This is a genomic window from Agrobacterium sp. 5Ca39, assembly GCF_055382365.1.
The window spans coordinates 547,912-565,459 of record NZ_AP026436.1 but is presented as its reverse complement, the minus strand read 5'-3'; the positions used below and the strand labels follow the sequence as shown (position 1 = coordinate 565,459).

The window sequence follows — 17,548 nt, the reverse complement described above, 5'->3', positions numbered from 1 at the left end:
CCTTGCATCTTCAGTAGTGCGAAGTCATTCGCGGATGGAGAACCGGATTCCACTTTCCCTGATTCTAGGCTTTGGGCTGATCCACCAGCGTCAGCAACGTTCCGATGTCATCGGTTTCGATCTCCACGACCCACAGGTCGCTGTCGAACCGCCGCTCCCTTTCCAGCAGGGCAGCACTTTCCTCGCCCTCGACACCGGCCAGACGCGTTTCGAAACGGCGCTCGGCGCGGATGATGTCCTCGTCCTCAGCGAAACTTTGCGGGGCGGGTCCATAGAGGTTCTCGCGGCCGTCACGCAGCCGCTGGCGAACGAAGATAGCGCCCGCCTCCTCCGCACCCTTCTTTTCGACAGCGGCAAATCCACCGGCAGCGAAGACGCGGCGGATGAGGGCTGAGACGAACATTTCGGATTTGAGGCGCATGGGTTTGCTTTCGATTTTTGCGCTGCCTAGGTGGGTGGGGTTTCGATGTTGATTTTTAAGCTGACGAAGGTGTGCGTGGCTTTACCCCCCTCTGCCCTGCCGGGCATCTCCCCCTCAAGGGGGGAGATCGGCAAGCGGATAAGTCTCGCCCATCTCAACACTTGCGAATGAAGTGGTGGTAGCGCCTCCTGCCGATCTCCCCCCTTGAGGGGGAGATGCCCGGCAGGGCAGAGGGGGGTAGAGCCACACACGCCCCACGCTGCCGTCAAAACCTAAAGCGCCCCGATCGACTTCAACTTCTTCAGCACGGCCTCACTCGGCTCGCCGGTTTCCGGCAGACGGTAGTGTTTTTCGAACGCCCTGATGGCATTGCGGGTCTGCTGGCCGGCCACGCCGTCCACCTTCACGTCGGCATAGGCGATATTGATCAGCCCCTGCTGGATCTTGGCGATGAGATCGCGGCTTGCGGGTTTCGCGGCGCTGTTGAGGGAGACCGGTTCGGCCTTGGGATGCGGCGCTTCCGCCTTGCGAATGGCGGCGGCAACGGGGTCGATTTCGACACCGCCGCTGCTATCGGCAGGCCGGTCCTTCGGGATCGCGGCAACCGTTGCGCCATCGATCCTGAGCGCCGCCAGCACCCGGCTTGTCGGCTCGCCGGTCTGTTCCATGCCGAGCGTTTCTTCAAAGAACATAATGGCGGCGGCCGTCTTCGGTCCCATGCGACCGTCCGCCTCGCCCTCATAAAGCCCGCGCTTCTTCAGTTCGCCCTGAATGTCGGCGACGATCTGCTGCGGTTTCTGGCTTTCGGCGACGGGTTGCGCCGGCGTTTCGGCCGCAGGCTGCTGTTGTGCCGTTTCCGTTTCTGCCGGGCGCTCTATGCGGAATGTGGTGACGTTGCCATGGGTGCCGAGTGGTTCGGCCGGGCGGTAACCGGCGATGCCGTTCGGGTTTTCCGCATCGCGCGTGCGCAGGAAGGGCGACGGGTGCACACCAGGCTGGTACCAGAGCGCGTTGGCGGCGACAAAACCGAAGACGACCGCGAAGGCACCGCAGCCGCCCACCAGTTTCGGATGGCGCAGGATTTCGCGCCCGATGGCCGAAACCACCAAGGAAACAATCCCGGCGCCGATCTGGGCCGTTGTTTTCTTAGGCGATTTTCGCTTTCGCGGGGCCATCGTCACCGTCCTTTCTCATTTTCGCGGCCATGTCGCCAAGCTGCCGAATGCGCGGTGGGAACTCCACCATGCTTTCGGCGTCAGCGCTTTCGCCGCCACCCGCCATGCCGGAACCATCGGCAGGCAAAGTGATCGTTACGACCGTCCCCTCGCCGGGCTTGCTGGCGATGGCGAATGTGCCGCCATGCAGAGCCACAAGCCCCTTGACCAGGGACAATCCCAGACCCGTGCCTTCATAGCGACGGGTATATTCATTCTGAACCTGCATGAAGGGCTGGCCCAGCAGTTCAATCTTGTCAGACGCGATGCCGATGCCGGTGTCGCTCACCGTCAATTTCAGCATTGCGCCTTCGCGCGCAGCGTCGATCGATACCACACCACCGGCATCGGTGAATTTTATGGCATTGCCGGCGAGGTTAATGAGAACCTGACGGATGGCGCGCTGATCGGCCGAGATTTCACCGATGCCGCGCTGGATGCGGCTGGTCAGGGTCAGGCCCTTCTCTTTCGCCTGAAGGCCGAGCATCGCTTCGCAGGACGAGATGGTTTCCGCAATCGGGAAGCTTTCCATCATCAGCTCGTAACGGCCAGCTTCCAGCTTGCTCATATCGAGCATGGTGTTGACGACGGACAGAAGATGGGCGCCAGACTGGCGGATGAGGCCGACATATTCCCGCTGACGGTCGTTCTCCAGCCGTCCGAAATATTCGCCGGCGAGAATATCGGAGAAACCGAGGACGGCATTGAGCGGCGTGCGCAGTTCATGGCTGACGGCAGCGAGGAAACGCGACTTGGCGTCATTGGCGGATTCCGCCTCGGCTGCCTTGCGGGCGACATCGCGGCGCAGACGCTCCATCTCGGTAATATCGGTGAGCTGGGCGACGATGCGGCGCAGGCGACCTGTCGCGCCGCGAATGGCGGTCATCTCGATACGGGCGTGCATGAATTGCGCCTGGCGCGATTTCGCACCGGTCTCGAAGCGGAGTTCGGCGGTTGCCCTGTCCTCACCCTGCCGCAGGACGTCGAAAGCCTGCATCAGTTCGATACGATCGGAGACATAGACATATTCAACGAGGATATGTCCTTTGCTGGCTTGAAGGTCGGCCGGGAATGCCGCGCAATCGCGACCGGACACGTGTTCGACGAAGCCGGTTTCACCGATCACCAGCACCAGGCCCGGCACCTGCGATGCCGCGATCAGATCGTCGTTCACCGAGGAAACCGAATGAGCGGATGCGCCGTGCGCAGAATGGGAGAAGGCGATCAGCAGGGCGGCGGCGGCCAGAAACAGCGCCAGCACCAGGGCCGCACCGATGGGCAGCGCGATGGCGGGGCTGACGACGAGGCTGAAAATGGCTGGTACAACCACAAGGCCGACGGCGCTGAAGGCAATCAGCCAGCGCAGGCGCGCAACGGTCCCGGCGCGCCTTTCGGCGTCCTCTTCCATGCGCGCAAGCCATCTGCCCGCTGCATGGTCGACCAGTGCGACCGCTTTTTCTCTCATATTACGCAATACCAAACCCGAATCCTGAAGGCGGTTCCAACGGCTCCGACAATAGAAGGCGGCGGCTTAAGGAATGGATAAAAAGAATGGGCTGAAAAGCCCGTCAAATGCGTGACAGTCCCATTACGGGGCATTTCCAGGAAGCTTTGCCAATCATGGTTAATGACGGGTAAGCGACGGATTTCGCTTCATTTTTGCCATCGCGTTAACTTTTGCGGCAGAGCTTTTCGCCGCTTTCGCCCGGAACGCGCGGCCTCTGTCGCAATTATGCTTAACATGGACCGTTAAAATGCGAGTCAATTGATGGCCGCCGTCCCGATCCGAGGAGAATAGATACAATTTGAATTAAATTGCGCCGCTTTTTGCAATCGGCTGTTCGCCGGTCGTCTGTAGGTTGTTCACAAGCCCGAAAAACGGGACAAAGGCCGATGACCCGAAACCGGGCGGGGCTTTCGAAAACAAAGATCATCTGGCAGGGTGTCTGACAATGTGGTTTCTGATCAAAGGAACATTCTGGTTTTCGCTGGTACTGGTGGCGCTGTCCTATTTCGGCAGCAGCAACGATCCGGCCAAGGAACCTTCGGCCTTCGATATTCCCAGCGCCGTTTCGGCTGCCGGCGAGGCCTATCGTTATGTCAGCGCCATCTGCATCGAAAAGCCCGATGTCTGCATCAAGGGCGCCGAAACCTTCCATGCGCTGGGCGAAAGGGCAAAGGAAGGCGCAAAGGTTGCCTATGAACTGCTGGACAAGCAGCTTGCCTCCGGGGACAAGCCCGCCGATGTTGCCGACGTTGCGGCAGAAGCCGAAAAGCTTGCAGCGGCACCCGTTGTCAGCGTCGAGTTTCCCGCAGATGCCGACATGCTGAAGACCGGCACCGTCATTCCCCTGCCGCAGAAGCGCCCTGCTCCCTGATCCTGCCGGCCACCGCGCCCGCCTTTATTGCGGATGGAGATTTCCTTCCGCCACTGCCTGCCAAACTTGCCCACGGAACCTGTTTTCCGTGGGCTTTTTCGTGGGCTATGGTTCAAAACCGACCGCACTTCACCTATATCGTGACGCAGACCTGCAATAACGGATGATACGGCGCACAAATGGCCTCTCTCGAAACGATCCTTGACGACTTCGCTTTCCTCGATGACTGGGAGGATCGCTATCGTTATGTCATCGAACTCGGCAAGGCGCTGCCCGATCTGCCGGAAGACAAGCGCACGGCTGAAAACAAGGTTCAGGGGTGCGCCAGCCAGGTTTGGCTCGTCAGCCATAGCGACGGCGCCGAAGACCCTCTCCTGACCTTCGAGGGCGATTCGGATGCGCATATCGTGCGCGGCCTCGTCGCCATCGTGCTTGCGGTCTATTCCGGCAAAAGGGCCTCTGAAATCGCCGGTCTCGACGCGATCGAGGTATTCGACAAAATAGGGCTCGTGGAACATCTGTCGTCGCAGCGCGCCAACGGCCTGCGCTCGATGATCAAGCGTATCCGCGAGGAAGCCCGGCTGCTTGCCGCCTGAGATTTATCGCGTCATCGATGGGCGATAATTAGCATCGCCCCAATGGTGTTCTTTCCTGCCTGCACGGGTTGCAGGCGGCGCGTAGTGGCGCGCCAGCGCCAGCAATGCGGCACGCAGCAGCAATTTTGCCGAACGCGCCGGCCATTGCCTCTCGCGTTCCACCGTCTCCAATCCCTTTTCGAAACAGCAGATATCGATAGCGACGCCAGATAATTCAGGCCCCATCGCCTCGGCTGCGCGGGAAAACCGTGTTCTTGCGGCCATTGCTGCCTCGGTGAGTTCGAGCGCGCCTCCCGCCTCACCCTTTGTGCGGCTCGCCGTTCTGGGTTCCCATGTCGCCGTCACCCTGGGATTGAGGTGGCCGCGATGAAAATCGGCGGCCAGTCGCTCCCCCGCCTCCAGCGCATCCGGTGGAAAGAATGCCGCGCCGTCGCGCTCCTTCAGCCTTGAAAGGCTGATCAGCTGCGAGGTGTTGAGGTTACGCCTGGCCGACTGCTTCGCATCGCCGATATCCACGACAACCGTCTGCATATCGCGATGCTGCTCCTGAAAAATCTCGTCGCGGTCTTTTGCCATTGCGCGTTTCAGGTAGGAGGCGAGCGGCGGCGCCGCATGAAGGGTGTTTTCCCGCTGCTCGACCAGCCCGGACGAAACGGCAAGCCGCACCGTCGCGGCCGGAAGCCGTAGTGCGGGATGCCCTGCCCGCCCGCGGCGCAGCACAATATCGCCCCCCTCCGGGGACATCTCGGCTGCGCCGGCGGCGATGCACCGCAGCAGCCGCAATAGATGAGGATCGGAGGAGGCAGCCGGCATGGGTTTCGTCTCAGTCATCCCGGCCCCCTGTCATCACGTTGACGATACTGCCGGTAAGCCGTTCGAGCGTGGCGACAAACTCGTCAAATGCCGGTTCGTCCCGTCGGTCCTCGACCACCTGGCAGGCATGGCCGACCGTCGTCCTGTCCCGGCCGAAGCAGGGTCCGATATCCGACATGGGAATGCCAAGCTGCACATGGCACACATACATGGCGATCTGGCGGACGTGGCACTCCATGCGCCTGATATCGCGGCGCACCGGCGTTCGCTCACCCGTCAATCGCACCATCTCCCCGGTGAGTTGCCGCACCAGACGGCAAAGACGGGAAATGTCATCCCGCCCGCCCGCAGACGGCCACGAACGAAAGGGACGATCACGCACCCGCAGGCAAGGCCGCGCGGCAGCAGGCAGAAACACGGTATCCGACGGCATATGCAACTCCTCTACGAATAGGAATTAATTCATACACCTGAGGAAAGGCTTGGGGAAGCGCAAATTTTGCGATGGAGTTCAGGCCATTGAGATAGCTTGATTTTCTCGAAAGTGATGGACGTAATTGAGGATTTTTTTCCTCAGTCGATATTGCGCGAGACGATAAAAAAGCCGATCTCCACGCTGGCTGGCCGGTGATGATTTTCCCTGGAGACTGGATGATGGCAAGCAGCGGCGCCCGCAGGCTTTCGCCGCGTAGCATCCGGCGTGCAGCGCAATAAGGTTCCCTATCGCGAAAGGGTTGTTTCTCACGGCGCGGATACGACGTTAATGGCGGCCTTATGATGCTCGGCTTCGTTCCGGAACCGCACGCCAAGGCATGGTCTTCAATCCCGAAAACAAAATCGGCCGGTCTAAGGACCGGCCGTATTAACTTGCGACTTCCGGCTTTCACTGCAAGCCGGATTGTCTTCGAAAATCAGCGGTTGGCCTTGCGGCGCTGACCGAGACCCATTTCCTTGGCGAGCCGCGAGCGGGCTTCGGCATAGGCGGGCGCAACCATCGGATAATCGACCTGCAGGTCCCATTTTTCGCGGTATTCTTCCGGCGTCATGCTGTGATGCGTCGTGAGATGGCGCTTGAGCGACTTGAAGGAGCCGCCGCATTCCAAACAGACGATGTGATCGTCCTGAACCGACTTGCGGACAGAGACGGCCGGCTTCTGCTTTTCAACATTGACCGCTACCGATGCCGGCGCGGACGTTCCGCTGAGCGCCGTGTGAACATCCGAAATAAGGCCGGGAAGCTCCGTTACCGGGACGACGTGGTTGCTAACATAGGCAGCCACAATATCCGCCGTCAGTTCGACCAGCAGATCCTGGGCGTTACCGTATGCAGTTTCCGTCATTTAAGTATCTCCTGTTAGTGATCCCCTGACGCGGGCGAACGCCGCATCGAGCGATGTGAAGTTACCGGTGCCCCCACCTTCGCCCTGTTGAAACCAACGTGAAATCTACCCCTAGATTTCAAGCGAAAACCGGAAACGTATTGGTCCGAGATTCAACTTATGACCAGCGACATGGGCAGCAATGGTCCTGAGACCCGTAGATTAGACATTAATAAAATGCCTATGCCGACTATGAAGAGGCTAGATGCAAATCGCGATTAGCAACTTTACACTTAATTTGGATAACAGCAAAACAGCAAAAGTCAAATTCCTGCTGTGAATTTTTTAGTTCAAAACAGTCTAATCGGAATACAAAAAATTACGGGTAATAAAATACTATGCCTAGTAGTAATTGAAAACGCGCACCCCCTATTATTAGGGGGTAATTCAACTTCAAATTTTCTTGAGGTCATCAACTACCGATTTAACGGAAAGCGGATAACCTGCCTTGTGCGCAGCCATTGCAAGAAGATGCGCGGAAACCGGCGCCGTCAGAACGAAAAAGAAGAAACCGGCGAGCGCCCGAGCCAGCGTCGATATATCCATAGAGTGGATGCCCACCGCCAGAAGCAGCAGGCCGGAGCCGACCGTCCCCGCCTTGGATGCGGCATGCATGCGGGTGTAAACATCAGGCAGGCGATTGAGCCCGATTGCGGCGATCAGTGAAAAGGCGGCACCCGAGATCATCAGCGCCGCAACCAGGATAGCAACGATCCAACCCATTACCGCCTTCCCTTTTCTTTTCCGCTATTCACCCGAATTTTCGAGGGGTTCTGAGCGAATTCAGACCGGCGTGCGCCATCCAGAACCCCTTTCGGGCCGCGCCCGCCATCCGGTCCGCGCGACAGCACGAAGCGCGCGAACGCCACCGTGGCCAGAAAACCGACGAGCCCAAGGGCAATGGCAATGTCGACATAGAGATTGAAGCCGGTGCGGATGGCAATGACCGCAATGAAGCCGATGGCGATGCCGACCAGCATGTCCAGCGCGACGATACGGTCCGGCAAGGTGGGACCAACGACAACGCGGTAGACTGTCAGCAAAAAGGCCACCGAGAGAACAACCAGCGCAAGTATATTTGCAAATGAAACTATCTGTTCCGGATTCATTGCTGAAACGCCTCCATGATCTTCTTTTCGAAGCCGTTCTTAATGTCGTTTTTTGCGGTTTCGATATCGCTGCAATCGATTGCGTGCACGTAGAGCACCTTTCTGTCAGGGGAAACATCGACGGAAAGCGTGCCGGGCGTGAGCGTGATGAGATTGGCGAGCAGCGTGATTTCGAAATCCGTGGTTACGGTCAGCGGATAGGCAAAAATGCCGGGTTGAACGTCCAGTTTCGGGCGTGTCACCATCACGGCAACCTTCCAGGCGGAAAGCGCAAGCTCCTTGAAGAACAACAGCACCAGCGACAACACGCGGCCAAGACGCAGCCAGTGATTGCGCCCGCCGGGAAGCTGGTGGCGGATAAGCCAGAGCGCCAGCGTGGAGACGATGAGGGCGAAGATGACGTTTGCCAGCGTCAGGCTGCCCGTTACCGCAAGCCATACCGCCACGAACAGCAATTGCACGACATAGAGGCTCATGGCTTGCCTCCTTCTGGAAAGACCGAATGGATATAGGCTTGCGGGTTCCCGAGCCCGGCTGCGGCATCCTGGCTGAGATCAAGCAGGCTTTCGGGAAACAGGCCGAAGAACACGACCAGCAGCGTCAGCGCGACCAGCGGAGCGACGGAGGGCGCCGCGGCGGGCAAGGCGGGTTGTGGCAATGGCTTTGCCGCCGGACGCCAGAAACATAGAAGGAAGACCCGTCCGAAGGCGATGGTGGCGATGAAACCGGAGAGGAGAATGGCGGCGGCCAGCCACCATGCGCCGATATCGATCGCCGATTTGACCAGGACCGCCTTCGGCCAGAAGCCGGAAAAGGGCGGCAGGCCGGAACCGGCGAAAAACAGCGCGAGCGCAAGCGCCGAAAACCACGGAGCCTGCCGGTAAAGGCCGCCAAGCACGGTGAGGCTGAAACCGCCGCCGAGACGAGCGGCGTGGCCTGCGGCAAGGTAGAGCGCCGTCATCAGCACCATGGAATGCAGCGCGTAGAAGATCGCGCCCGAGACGCCTGACGGCGTGCCGATGGCGATGCCCGCCATCATGTAGCCGATGCCGGATATGACGATATAGCCGAGCATCCGGCGAATATCGTTCTGGGCGAGCGCACCCATGGCGCCGAGCACCATTGTCAGCGCGGCGGAAGCGGCGATGACGATGCTGAGTTCCTCCCGCTCGACCGGGAACAGCATGACCATGACGCGCAGCAGCGAATAGATGCCGACCTTGGTTAGCAGTCCACCGAACAGGGCGGAGACGACGATGCGCGGCGTGTGATAGGAAGCGGGAAGCCAGAAATTCACCGGAAAAGCCGCCGCCTTCATGGCGAAGGCAAGCGTGAAGAGGCTGGCAAGCGTCATCAGCGGCGCGGTTTCGCGCAGTCCGTTTGCCTTCAACGCGATATCGGCCATGTTGAGCGTGCCGAAGATGGCGTAGAGATAACCCACCGTGATCAGGAAAAGCGTCGTGCCGATGAGGTTCAGGACGGCATATTTCAACGCGCCGTCGATCTGCTCCCGCGTCGAGCCGAGCACGATGAGGCCGAAGGACGAGATCAGCAGCACTTCGAACCAGACATAGAGGTTGAAGATGTCTCCGGTCAGGAACGCGCCGGTAACGCCGGCCATCAGCAGCATCAGGAAGGGATAGAAGCCGTATCGTCTGCCGCTGGCGTCGATATCGCTGCCGGCGTGAATGGCGCCGGCCAGCGCGACGATGGCGGCCGCGAGTGACAGCAACGCGCCGGTGAGATCGGCCGTGAAGGCGATGCCGAAGGGCGGCAGCCAGCGGCCCATGACCATGGTGAACGGCCCCTGCGTGGCAACCTTCCATAAGAGGGCGGCATCGAGAACCACGAGGAGGGCCAGTGCGGCGATGGCGACCGGCGCATGGTAGCGAATGGCGTGGCGCATCATCATCAGCACCGCGCCCGCGCCGATGCACAGCGCGATCGGAAGAATGATCAGCCAGTCCGGCAGCGGCACGGGCGCCATGACGAGCGCGGCGGACAGATCGGTAACTGCGGAAGTGGGGGATGAAGCCATGTCGTTTCAGCCTCGCCGCTCAATAACCGAGCGGCGGCAGGGGCTCGCCTGCCGGTTCTGCGGTGCGCATTTCATCGGTATCGTCGGTCTGCAACTCCTGAAACGCGCGCCATGTCAAAACCAGCAGGAAACAGAAGAATGAAAAGGAAATCACGATCGCCGTCAGGATGAGCGCCTGCGGCAGCGGATTGGCAGCCCCTGCGGGCAACGCGTCCATGCCCGCCGGAATGATCGGCGGCACCTCCCGGGTGAGCCGCCCCGCCGTGAAGAGCAGCAGGTTGACCGCATTGCCGAGAATGGCGATGCCCAGAAGCACGCGGATGCTGTGACGTGACAGCATGAGGTAGATCGCGACCGAGAAGAAGACGCCGACGAGAATGGAGAAGATCGCTTCCATCAGTCGCTTTCCCTTTCTTCCAGCGCCAGCGCAATGGATGTGATGGCACCGACCACGACCAGATAGACACCGATATCGAAGGACATGACGGTGGAGAGCGCCAGTTCGACGCCGAAGAGGTTCGGGTAGACCCAAAGCCCGGTCATGAAGGGCACGCCAGCGACAATGGAAACGAGGCCGGAGAGCATCGAAAGCAGTAGCCCTGCCCCGGCAATCGCCAGCGGGTGAAAGAAGATTGCGCGCCGCACCGCCGCCACGCCATAGGCGATGCCGTAGATCGCCAGCGCCGAGACCGCGATCAGGCCGCCGATGAAGCCGCCGCCCGGCTCGTTATGGCCGCGCAGCAGGACGAAGATGGAAAACAGCACCATCAGGCTGGTGACGACGGGCGCCACGGTGCGCAGAATGAGCGTGTTCATGCCCGCGCTCCCTTCTTTTTGAACCTTTTCGCCGGCTCCTTGACCGCGGCAGGGCGGATACGGATCAGCGCCAGGATGGCAAGGCCCGTTATCATCACGACAGCGATTTCTCCCAGCGTGTCCGTGCCGCGGAAATCGACGATGATGACGTTGACGACGTTCGCTCCATGGGCGATGACCTTGGAATAGCTGTTGTAGAAATCGGTCAGGCGATTGTCGAAGCTCACCTGCGTCGCGCGCATCAGGTAAAGCGCAAAGCCAGTCCCGCAGGCGATTGCAATGCTGCTGTCCAAGAGCTTCTGGCCGAGGCCGCGATGGTCGGATGGCGACAGGCGCAACCGCGTCATCACCAGCGTCAATATGACGACGGACAGCGTTTCCACCATGAACTGCGTGAAGGACAGGTCCGGGGCGCCGAACAGCAGGAAGATGACTGCCACCGCGAAGCCCTGGATGCCGAGCGCGATGATCGCCGTCAGGCGGCTCGACGCCGTCAGCACAGCGATGAGCCCCGCCACGGCAATGGCGATGAAGGTCAGTTCATGGATCGGCGCATCCCGCGGCCATGACGGCATGGACGGCAATTCGCCATAAAGGAACAGCGGCACGAGCAGCACGGCGGCGATGACAGCGAAAGTGGCGGTAACGTAAAATTCGAGACGACCCGGCTGGATCAGCCGGGTGATGTGGAACGACATTTTCACCAGCATTTCGATGAAGACGTCAAAGCCTCGGTCCGGCCCTGCCCCCAGCGCCCTGAAGGTGCGATCGATGAGGCCACGGACAGCGGAAAGCTGCGTATAAAGGACGATGCCGAGTGCGATGGTGAGCAGCGACAGGCCGAGCGGCACGCCGATATGCGGAATGAGCGAGATTTCCACCTGTCGCGCCTCACCGGCAATGGCGCTTGCCATGGGTGTCGAGATGTAGAAATGCGCGATGCCGGAGAACAGAGCGATGTTGAGCCCCTTCAGCGCCAGAAGCGCCGGGCCAAACCAGAGCAGCAGCGGGCCTTCATGTGCCTGTTTCGGGGTCTTTACCGGCTTGCCGAGAAAGGGTTTCAGCGCCACTGCAAAGGCGACGGCAAACATCAGCCCGTTGCCGAGAATGGCAATGCCGGTGAACAGCACGGCACGCGGATTGCCATGCGCGAGCGCATAATAAATCTCTTCCTTGGCAAGAAAACCAAAGAAGGGCGGCAGGCCGGCCATGGAAATCGCGGCCGCCAGCGCCGCCGCAAAGGTGACGGGCATGGCTCTTCGCAGGCCGCCAAGCTTCGTCACGTCGCGTGTGCCGGTCTCATGGTCGATGATACCGGCGACCATGAACAGTGCGCCCTTGAACAGGGAATGCGCCACCAGATAGAGCACCGCCGCCTCGATGGCATGGTCGGAGCCGAAACCCGTCAGCATGACCAGCAGGCCGAGCGACGACACCGTGGTATAGGCGAGCATCAGCTTGAGATCGGTCTGGCGTATGGCAAGCAGCGCGCCGGTGAGCATGGTCAGCCCGCCGAAGAAGGGCAGCAGTATCTGCCAGGCGGCGGTATCGCCCAGAACCGGATTGAGCCGCATCAGCAGATAGACGCCGGCCTTCACCATGGTCGCGGAGTGCAGATAGGCCGAAACGGGGGTAGGCGCCTCCATGGCGTTGGGCAGCCAGAAATGAAAGGGAAACTGCGCCGATTTGGTGAAGGCACCGCCGAGCACCAGCAGCAGCGCGGCCAGATAAAACGGGCTGTCACGCAGGATGTCGCCGCTGCGCACCAGCATCGACAGCTGCGTCATCCCGCTCATGTCCCAGATGAAGATCAGCCCGGCAAGCAGCAGCAGTCCGCCGCCGCCGGTCACCACCAGTGCCTGCAATGCGGCGCGGCGCGAGGCGGCACGTTCATGGTCGAAACCGATCAGCAGGAAGGAGGTGATGGAGGTCAGCTCCCAGTAGACGAACAGCATCAGCAGACTGTCCGAGACGACGACGCCCAGCATCGCGCCCATGAACAGCAGCAGGAAAGACAGGAATCGGCCCTGCTGCGGATGCCCCTTCATGTAGCCGCCGGCATAAAGCACGATCAGCAGGCCGATGCCGGTGATCAGCAGCGCAAATGTCAGCGACAGGCCGTCGATGAACCAGGAAAAGCTGAGATTGAAACTTGGGACCCAGGCATAACCGCCCGTCACCACGCCGCCAGCCGCCACCTGCGGCAACATCAGTGCGAAATGGACAAAGGAAAGCGCCGGCGCAATCGCCAGTATCCAGGCGGCATTGTGCCCGAATCTCTTCACCAGCGCCGGTGCGGCGAGCGCCGCGAGAAACGGCAGAAATAGCGACAGAAATGTCATCGGCGTGACATCGGACGTCATTCATATCTCCCGGGGTGTCCCCCACCCCTGCGCGCCATGGCTGGCGTTCTTGTTTCAAATCGGATTTTTCAGTTAAGGCATAGGCAATGCCTTCTCAACCCAAATCGACTCCCGGTCCCGTTTCATAACGGAGTCGTTATGGGATATGTCCTCTTTCAATCCGTCATGGCGATGATTATCTGAGGCATGAACAGAAAGGATCATTCCATGAGCGATCTGACATCCCCAAAAGTGAAGAAGACCGACGCCGAATGGCGTGAGCAGCTGACGCCGGAGCAATATCGCATCCTGCGCGAGCACGGCACCGAGCGCGCCTTTACCGGGCCCTATTGGGACACATTCCAAAAAGGCCTCTACCGCTGTGCGGCGTGCGACGAGCCGCTGTTCCTCTCCGACACGAAATTCGACGCCGGCTGCGGCTGGCCAAGCTATTTCGAACCGGTGAAGCCCGGCGCAGTGACGGAACATCGCGACGCCAGCCATGGCATGGTGCGCACCGAAATCCGCTGCGCCAATTGCGGCGGTCATCTCGGCCACGTCTTCCCCGATGGCCCGCCGCCCACCGGTCTGCGTTATTGCATCAACGGCCATTCGATGGTGTTCGAGCCGGTCTGAGCCATGCCGCGTATTTCTTCTCCCCGGCGGGGAGAAGGTGGCCCGAAGGGTCGGATGAGGGGGCTACGTTAGCGATATTCGGAGAGCTTGCCCCTCATCCTGCTGCCGCGGACTTCTCCCCCACGGGGAGAAGAGACTCGTGACACTCGACCGATCAAAAGATGGCTTAAGCTTCTTGGCTTAACCTAATTTCAGTTCCATACACGTCAGATCCAGCCAGCGCCCGAACTTGGTGCCGACTTCCGAGAACCGGCCCGCGACCGTGAAACCGAGGCTTTCATGCAGGCGGATGGAAGCGGTGTTTTCCGACTCGATGGCGGCGATCAGTACGTGCACGTCGTTGCCGGCGGCATGATCGATGAGCGCCTGCATCAGTTTTTTGCCGATGCCGTGGCCGCGGGCGTCCTTATGCACATAGACGGAATGTTCGCGGGTATGGCGATAACCGTCAAAAGCGCGCCAGTCACCATAGGAAGCGTAGCCTGCGACCTTGCCGTCCAGAACCGCGACGATGACGGGAAAGCCGCGCGACTTGCGGGCGGCGAACCAGTCCTTGCGATTGTCGAGATCGACCACCACCTCGTTCCAGATCGCCGTCGTGTTCACGACAGCGTCATTGTATATCTCCATGATGCCGGAGAGGTCATCAACGGTCGCGTCACGAAGTTCCATGGTCATTTTCTTAGCTCCGCCTGGTTTGCGAATACGCGGCTTTGCCGCGCCTGCGCCGAGCCTTAAGCGATGAGACGGAGACATGTCCAGCGCCGCGCTCTCACGATCTTTACGAAGCCAAGGGAACGAGGCTGAAGGCGGTGACCACGGCAAAATAGTGAACCGCAGCGGCTGCGACCACAAAACCGTGCCAGATCGCATTCTGGAAGCGCAGCTTTTCCCAGACATGGAAAATGACGCCGAGCGAATATATGACGCCGCCGGCGACGATCAGCCAGAGCGTGACCGGCGCGAGATGCGACGACAGCGGCTCGACCACCATGACGCCGCTCCAGCCCATGGCGAGATAAAGGCCGATGGCGACCCGGTCATAACGGCCAGGGAACAGGCATTTCAGAAGGATGCCGCAGATCGCAGCGAGCCAGATCAGCCCCAGCATGACCGCGATCATGGGATCGTGGATACCGCGCATCAGAAACGGCGTATAGGTGGCTGCGATGAGAATGAAGATCGCCGAGTGATCCAGCCGACGCAGGAACCATTTCACGTTCGAGTGCGGCCAGATATTATAGGTGAAGGAGACGGATAGGCAGACGACGAGACCGAGGCCGTAAATCCACGCCGCTGCAATGGCGCTGAGCGTACCCCATACCATCGCGTAGAAAATCAGCGCCGTGGCACCGATAAGCGCCAGCACGATGCCGACCCCGTGGACGATGCCATCGGCGACAATCTCGTGAAAATCATACTGGCGTCCGAACCGCCACAAATCGCTCATAGTCCAATCCTGTCTGCGTGCTTTCACCAAAGCATGAAGACAATATTAGACAGGAACAAGACAGCAGCCGGTTAATGGCGATCAAATTGCGTTCGGTGCTGTTGCGAAAGGAGAGGTCCTGGGTTGCCCTGCGGCCAGACCAATTGCCTGTGAAGCGAGCGGTATACACTTGTTTCTTCTCCCCGCCGGGGAGAAGTCCGCGGCAGCGGGATGAGGCGGCAGGGTAGATGTGTTCGGAGAGCTTGCCCCTCATCCGGCCCTCCGGGCCGCCTTCTTCCCAGCGGGGGGGGGGAAGAAACCCAGCCACGCTTTCCCTGCCCTCACAACGCCGCAGCACATTCCTGACAAAACGGCGTATAGGGAACAGCCTTCAACCGATCCTCCGAAATCTCGCTTCCGCATTTGACGCAGGTGCCGAAAGTGCCCTTGGCGATACGCTCGAGGGCGGCGTCGATAGCGCGCAACTCATCCTGCCCCACCTGCCCCAGCTCGTCCAGCACCTCGTCATTGCTGCGTTCGGTGGCCCTGTCATCGTCATCAGGATTGCGCGGCTCTTCGAAGTCGGCCTCGATCTTATGCAGGCGGCGATAAAGCTCGCGCTGCCGGTCACGCAGGATTTTCTCGTAACTTTCGGTATTCATGGACTTTTCCTCCAGCCGATCTTCTTGTTTTGTCGCATTTCCGGATGGAAAACCGGATTCCACTTTTCCTGGAAATGCTTGGAGGGGCGGGAAACCCGCCCGCAACCCAAAAACGTCAAACCTTAGCGATCCACCAGCACCGAGCATTTGGCGTGGCGCACCACGCGGTCGGCGGTGGCGCCGATGAAATAGTTGCTGAAGTCAGGCGTGTGCGACGCGATGATGATGAGATCAGCCTTGTGTTCCTCTGCCGCAGCGATGATTTCCCGCGCCGGCGCGCCACTTCTGATTTCATGGCTGCCGTTGAAACCGACCCTGGCCTTGAGGTCCGAGAGTTTTGCCTTGGCGTCCTTGATCGCGTTTTCGATGAGGTCGACAGGAAGGTCGATCGCCATATAGCCCGGCAGTTCCTCGACAACGTTGATGAGAACGATCTCGCCGTCGGGGTCCAGCAGTGCCTTGGCCTTTTCGAGAATCTTTTCTCCCTTGTCAGTGGCGCTGAGGTCTACCGGTACGATGATCTTCTTGTACATGGCTGTCTCCTTTGACGTGATCCGCCGTTGTGTCGGGCTCAAGCTCATATTTGCCGGCCGGCGCGGCCTTCACCTTGATCGAAGTCAAAGCCGAAGCCATGCCGGAACAGGGCATTGTCAACGAATAGTGGACAGTCAATCGCCAGCTGGTGATCTTTGCTGAACGACGAAACCAGCCCATATTCGTCTTCGACAAACGCCGCAAAGCGGCGAAGCCGATCTCGTCGGCAACCGGCCCACCCCTTGGCGCGTCGGAATCAATATGGAGATGATGATGAGTGAAATCAAACAATTCGCCCTGACGCGGCCGGCCTATGTCGGCCAGGCCCATCTCGTCGTTCACGATCTGCCGCGCGTTTCGGATTTCTATCAAAAGATCATCGGTCTTTCCGTTCTTGAAAAGAACCCGAGCGGTGAGGTGCTTGGCGTCGGAGGCCAGCCGCTGCTCACACTTTCCACCTCCAGCACGGCGGAACGCGCGCCGCGCAATGCCGCAGGCCTGTTCCACACCGCATTCCTGATGCCGAGCCGCGATGACCTCGCGCACTGGCTGGCACATGCCGCTCAGAACAATGTTCAGCTTCAGGGTGCGTCTGACCATCTGGTCAGCGAAGCCATCTATCTCGCAGATCCGGAAGGCAACGGCATAGAGGTCTATCGCGACCGGTTGCCGGAAGAATGGACCTACCAGCCGGATGGCACGGTGGAGATGGCGACAATCGGCCTCAATCTTCAGGCGCTTTACGACAGCGCTCCGAAGGCGGCCTTCACCGGTGCAGCGGAGGGAACCGCCATCGGCCACATTCACCTGCAGGTCGGCAATATTCCGCAGGCAGATGAGTTTTATCAGGATGTGCTGGGGCTTAAGATCATGGCGCGGTATCCCGGAGCAAGCTTCTTCGGATCGGGCGCGTATCACCACCACGTGGCCGCCAATATCTGGAACAGCCGTGGCGCCGTGGCCCGCAGGGAGAACATGACGGGGCTTTCCGGTTACTCGCTGAAATTCAACGAGCCGGCCGCGCTTGAGACGGCTCTTGCCGCACTCGACCGGCTGGAAATCTCCACCGAAAGGCAAAGTGACGGCGTCTTTTTGAAGGATCCGTGGGGTATAGGGCTAAAGCTTTCCGCATAAACGCTGAACGGGGCGGCAGAAATTTCAGCCGCCCCGGAACCGCCGGA

At 60.0% G+C, this 17,548-nt stretch carries 22 protein-coding genes; 4 read left to right on the top strand and 18 right to left on the bottom strand.

The annotated features are described in order from the left end of the window. Nucleotides 1-64: 64 nt before the first annotated feature. The 3 genes from ACZ47E_RS02760 to ACZ47E_RS02750 all read right to left on the bottom strand — a co-directional run bounded on the left by ACZ47E_RS02760 (nucleotide 65) and on the right by ACZ47E_RS02750 (nucleotide 3,100). Nucleotides 65-421 carry a DUF1491 family protein gene (locus tag ACZ47E_RS02760; RefSeq protein WP_045532458.1) on the bottom strand — a complete coding sequence of 119 codons (357 nt, stop codon included), beginning with the start codon at nucleotides 419-421 and terminating at the stop codon, nucleotides 65-67. Between the two features lie 272 nt (nucleotides 422-693). Continuing rightward, on the bottom strand, nucleotides 694-1,596 hold the full coding sequence (locus ACZ47E_RS02755; protein WP_022555835.1) for a peptidoglycan-binding domain-containing protein: 903 nt from the start codon (nucleotides 1,594-1,596) through the stop codon (nucleotides 694-696). Continuing rightward, nucleotides 1,568-3,100, bottom strand: coding sequence for a sensor histidine kinase (locus ACZ47E_RS02750; protein WP_006700070.1), 1,533 nt, complete (start codon nucleotides 3,098-3,100; stop codon nucleotides 1,568-1,570). The genes ACZ47E_RS02755 and ACZ47E_RS02750 overlap by 29 nt, the downstream gene beginning before the upstream one ends. Before the next feature lie 487 nt (nucleotides 3,101-3,587). On the opposite strand from ACZ47E_RS02750, the gene ACZ47E_RS02745 reads away from it, so the two are divergent. Further along, a complete protein-coding gene (locus ACZ47E_RS02745; RefSeq protein WP_004440675.1) occupies nucleotides 3,588-4,013 on the top strand; it encodes a DUF5330 domain-containing protein in 426 nt (141 codons plus the stop codon). A gap of 179 nt (nucleotides 4,014-4,192) precedes the next feature. Next, nucleotides 4,193-4,609 carry a SufE family protein gene (locus ACZ47E_RS02740; RefSeq protein ID WP_037091598.1) on the top strand — a complete coding sequence of 139 codons (417 nt, stop codon included), beginning with the start codon at nucleotides 4,193-4,195 and terminating at the stop codon, nucleotides 4,607-4,609. Nucleotides 4,610-4,612: 3 nt separating this feature from the next. Here ACZ47E_RS02740 and ACZ47E_RS02735 read toward each other — a convergent pair whose 3' ends face one another. From ACZ47E_RS02735 to ACZ47E_RS02690, 10 genes are all read right to left on the bottom strand, one after another. After that, a complete protein-coding gene (locus ACZ47E_RS02735) occupies nucleotides 4,613-5,440 on the bottom strand; it encodes a DUF6456 domain-containing protein (protein ID WP_220359719.1) in 828 nt (275 codons plus the stop codon). After that, nucleotides 5,433-5,855, bottom strand: coding sequence for a helix-turn-helix domain-containing protein (locus tag ACZ47E_RS02730; protein WP_004440668.1), 423 nt, complete (start codon nucleotides 5,853-5,855; stop codon nucleotides 5,433-5,435). Before ACZ47E_RS02730 ends, ACZ47E_RS02735 begins: the two co-directional genes overlap by 8 nt. Nucleotides 5,856-6,333: 478 nt before the next feature. Continuing rightward, nucleotides 6,334-6,762 (bottom strand): MucR family transcriptional regulator Ros, encoded by a 429-nt coding sequence (gene ros / locus ACZ47E_RS02725; protein WP_004440665.1) that lies wholly within the window; start codon nucleotides 6,760-6,762, stop codon nucleotides 6,334-6,336. Between the two features lie 432 nt (nucleotides 6,763-7,194). Next, nucleotides 7,195-7,524, bottom strand: a complete 330-nt coding sequence (gene mnhG, locus ACZ47E_RS02720; protein ID WP_004440653.1) for a monovalent cation/H(+) antiporter subunit G — start codon at nucleotides 7,522-7,524, stop codon at nucleotides 7,195-7,197. After that, nucleotides 7,524-7,910 carry a cation:proton antiporter gene (locus ACZ47E_RS02715; RefSeq protein ID WP_004440650.1) on the bottom strand — a complete coding sequence of 129 codons (387 nt, stop codon included), beginning with the start codon at nucleotides 7,908-7,910 and terminating at the stop codon, nucleotides 7,524-7,526. Before ACZ47E_RS02715 ends, mnhG begins: the two co-directional genes overlap by 1 nt. Further along, a complete protein-coding gene (locus tag ACZ47E_RS02710; RefSeq protein ID WP_004440647.1) occupies nucleotides 7,907-8,386 on the bottom strand; it encodes a Na+/H+ antiporter subunit E in 480 nt (159 codons plus the stop codon). Before ACZ47E_RS02710 ends, ACZ47E_RS02715 begins: the two co-directional genes overlap by 4 nt. Then, nucleotides 8,383-9,948, bottom strand: a complete 1,566-nt coding sequence (locus ACZ47E_RS02705; protein ID WP_113382171.1) for a Na+/H+ antiporter subunit D — start codon at nucleotides 9,946-9,948, stop codon at nucleotides 8,383-8,385. The genes ACZ47E_RS02710 and ACZ47E_RS02705 overlap by 4 nt, the downstream gene beginning before the upstream one ends. A 19-nt stretch (nucleotides 9,949-9,967) precedes the next feature. Beyond that, on the bottom strand, nucleotides 9,968-10,345 hold the full coding sequence (locus ACZ47E_RS02700) for a Na+/H+ antiporter subunit C (RefSeq protein WP_004440640.1): 378 nt from the start codon (nucleotides 10,343-10,345) through the stop codon (nucleotides 9,968-9,970). Then, nucleotides 10,345-10,764, bottom strand: coding sequence for a Na(+)/H(+) antiporter subunit B (locus ACZ47E_RS02695; RefSeq protein ID WP_004440637.1), 420 nt, complete (start codon nucleotides 10,762-10,764; stop codon nucleotides 10,345-10,347). The genes ACZ47E_RS02700 and ACZ47E_RS02695 overlap by 1 nt, the downstream gene beginning before the upstream one ends. After that, nucleotides 10,761-13,127 carry a putative monovalent cation/H+ antiporter subunit A gene (locus ACZ47E_RS02690; protein ID WP_278067305.1) on the bottom strand — a complete coding sequence of 789 codons (2,367 nt, stop codon included), beginning with the start codon at nucleotides 13,125-13,127 and terminating at the stop codon, nucleotides 10,761-10,763. The genes ACZ47E_RS02695 and ACZ47E_RS02690 overlap by 4 nt, the downstream gene beginning before the upstream one ends. 207 nt (nucleotides 13,128-13,334) lie before the next feature. Here ACZ47E_RS02690 and msrB point away from each other — a divergent pair, with 207 nt between their 5' ends. After that, a complete protein-coding gene (msrB, locus tag ACZ47E_RS02685) occupies nucleotides 13,335-13,742 on the top strand; it encodes a peptide-methionine (R)-S-oxide reductase MsrB (protein ID WP_004440632.1) in 408 nt (135 codons plus the stop codon). A 180-nt stretch (nucleotides 13,743-13,922) separates the two neighbouring features. Here msrB and ACZ47E_RS02680 read toward each other — a convergent pair whose 3' ends face one another. The 5 genes from ACZ47E_RS02680 to ACZ47E_RS02660 form a co-directional block, all read right to left on the bottom strand. Continuing rightward, the gene (locus ACZ47E_RS02680; protein WP_035210812.1) at nucleotides 13,923-14,420 is read right to left on the bottom strand and encodes a GNAT family N-acetyltransferase; all 498 of its coding nucleotides are present in this window, start codon (nucleotides 14,418-14,420) and stop codon (nucleotides 13,923-13,925) included. Between the two features lie 103 nt (nucleotides 14,421-14,523). Further along, the gene (gene trhA, locus ACZ47E_RS02675) at nucleotides 14,524-15,192 is read right to left on the bottom strand and encodes a PAQR family membrane homeostasis protein TrhA (protein WP_004440627.1); all 669 of its coding nucleotides are present in this window, start codon (nucleotides 15,190-15,192) and stop codon (nucleotides 14,524-14,526) included. 320 nt (nucleotides 15,193-15,512) lie between these two features. Then, nucleotides 15,513-15,833, bottom strand: a complete 321-nt coding sequence (locus ACZ47E_RS02670; RefSeq protein ID WP_004440625.1) for a TraR/DksA family transcriptional regulator — start codon at nucleotides 15,831-15,833, stop codon at nucleotides 15,513-15,515. Between the two features lie 122 nt (nucleotides 15,834-15,955). Next, complete coding sequence (locus ACZ47E_RS02665) at nucleotides 15,956-16,366, bottom strand: universal stress protein (RefSeq protein WP_004440622.1); 411 nt, start codon at nucleotides 16,364-16,366, stop codon at nucleotides 15,956-15,958. Then, nucleotides 16,323-16,658, bottom strand: coding sequence for a hypothetical protein (locus tag ACZ47E_RS02660; RefSeq protein WP_234797385.1), 336 nt, complete (start codon nucleotides 16,656-16,658; stop codon nucleotides 16,323-16,325). The genes ACZ47E_RS02665 and ACZ47E_RS02660 overlap by 44 nt, the downstream gene beginning before the upstream one ends. Between ACZ47E_RS02660 and ACZ47E_RS02655 the strand changes: the two genes are divergently transcribed. Further along, nucleotides 16,641-17,501 (top strand): VOC family protein, encoded by an 861-nt coding sequence (locus ACZ47E_RS02655; RefSeq protein WP_107341003.1) that lies wholly within the window; start codon nucleotides 16,641-16,643, stop codon nucleotides 17,499-17,501. The two genes, ACZ47E_RS02660 and ACZ47E_RS02655, sit on opposite strands and share 18 nt — an antisense overlap. The last annotated feature ends 47 nt before the right edge of the window (nucleotides 17,502-17,548 follow it).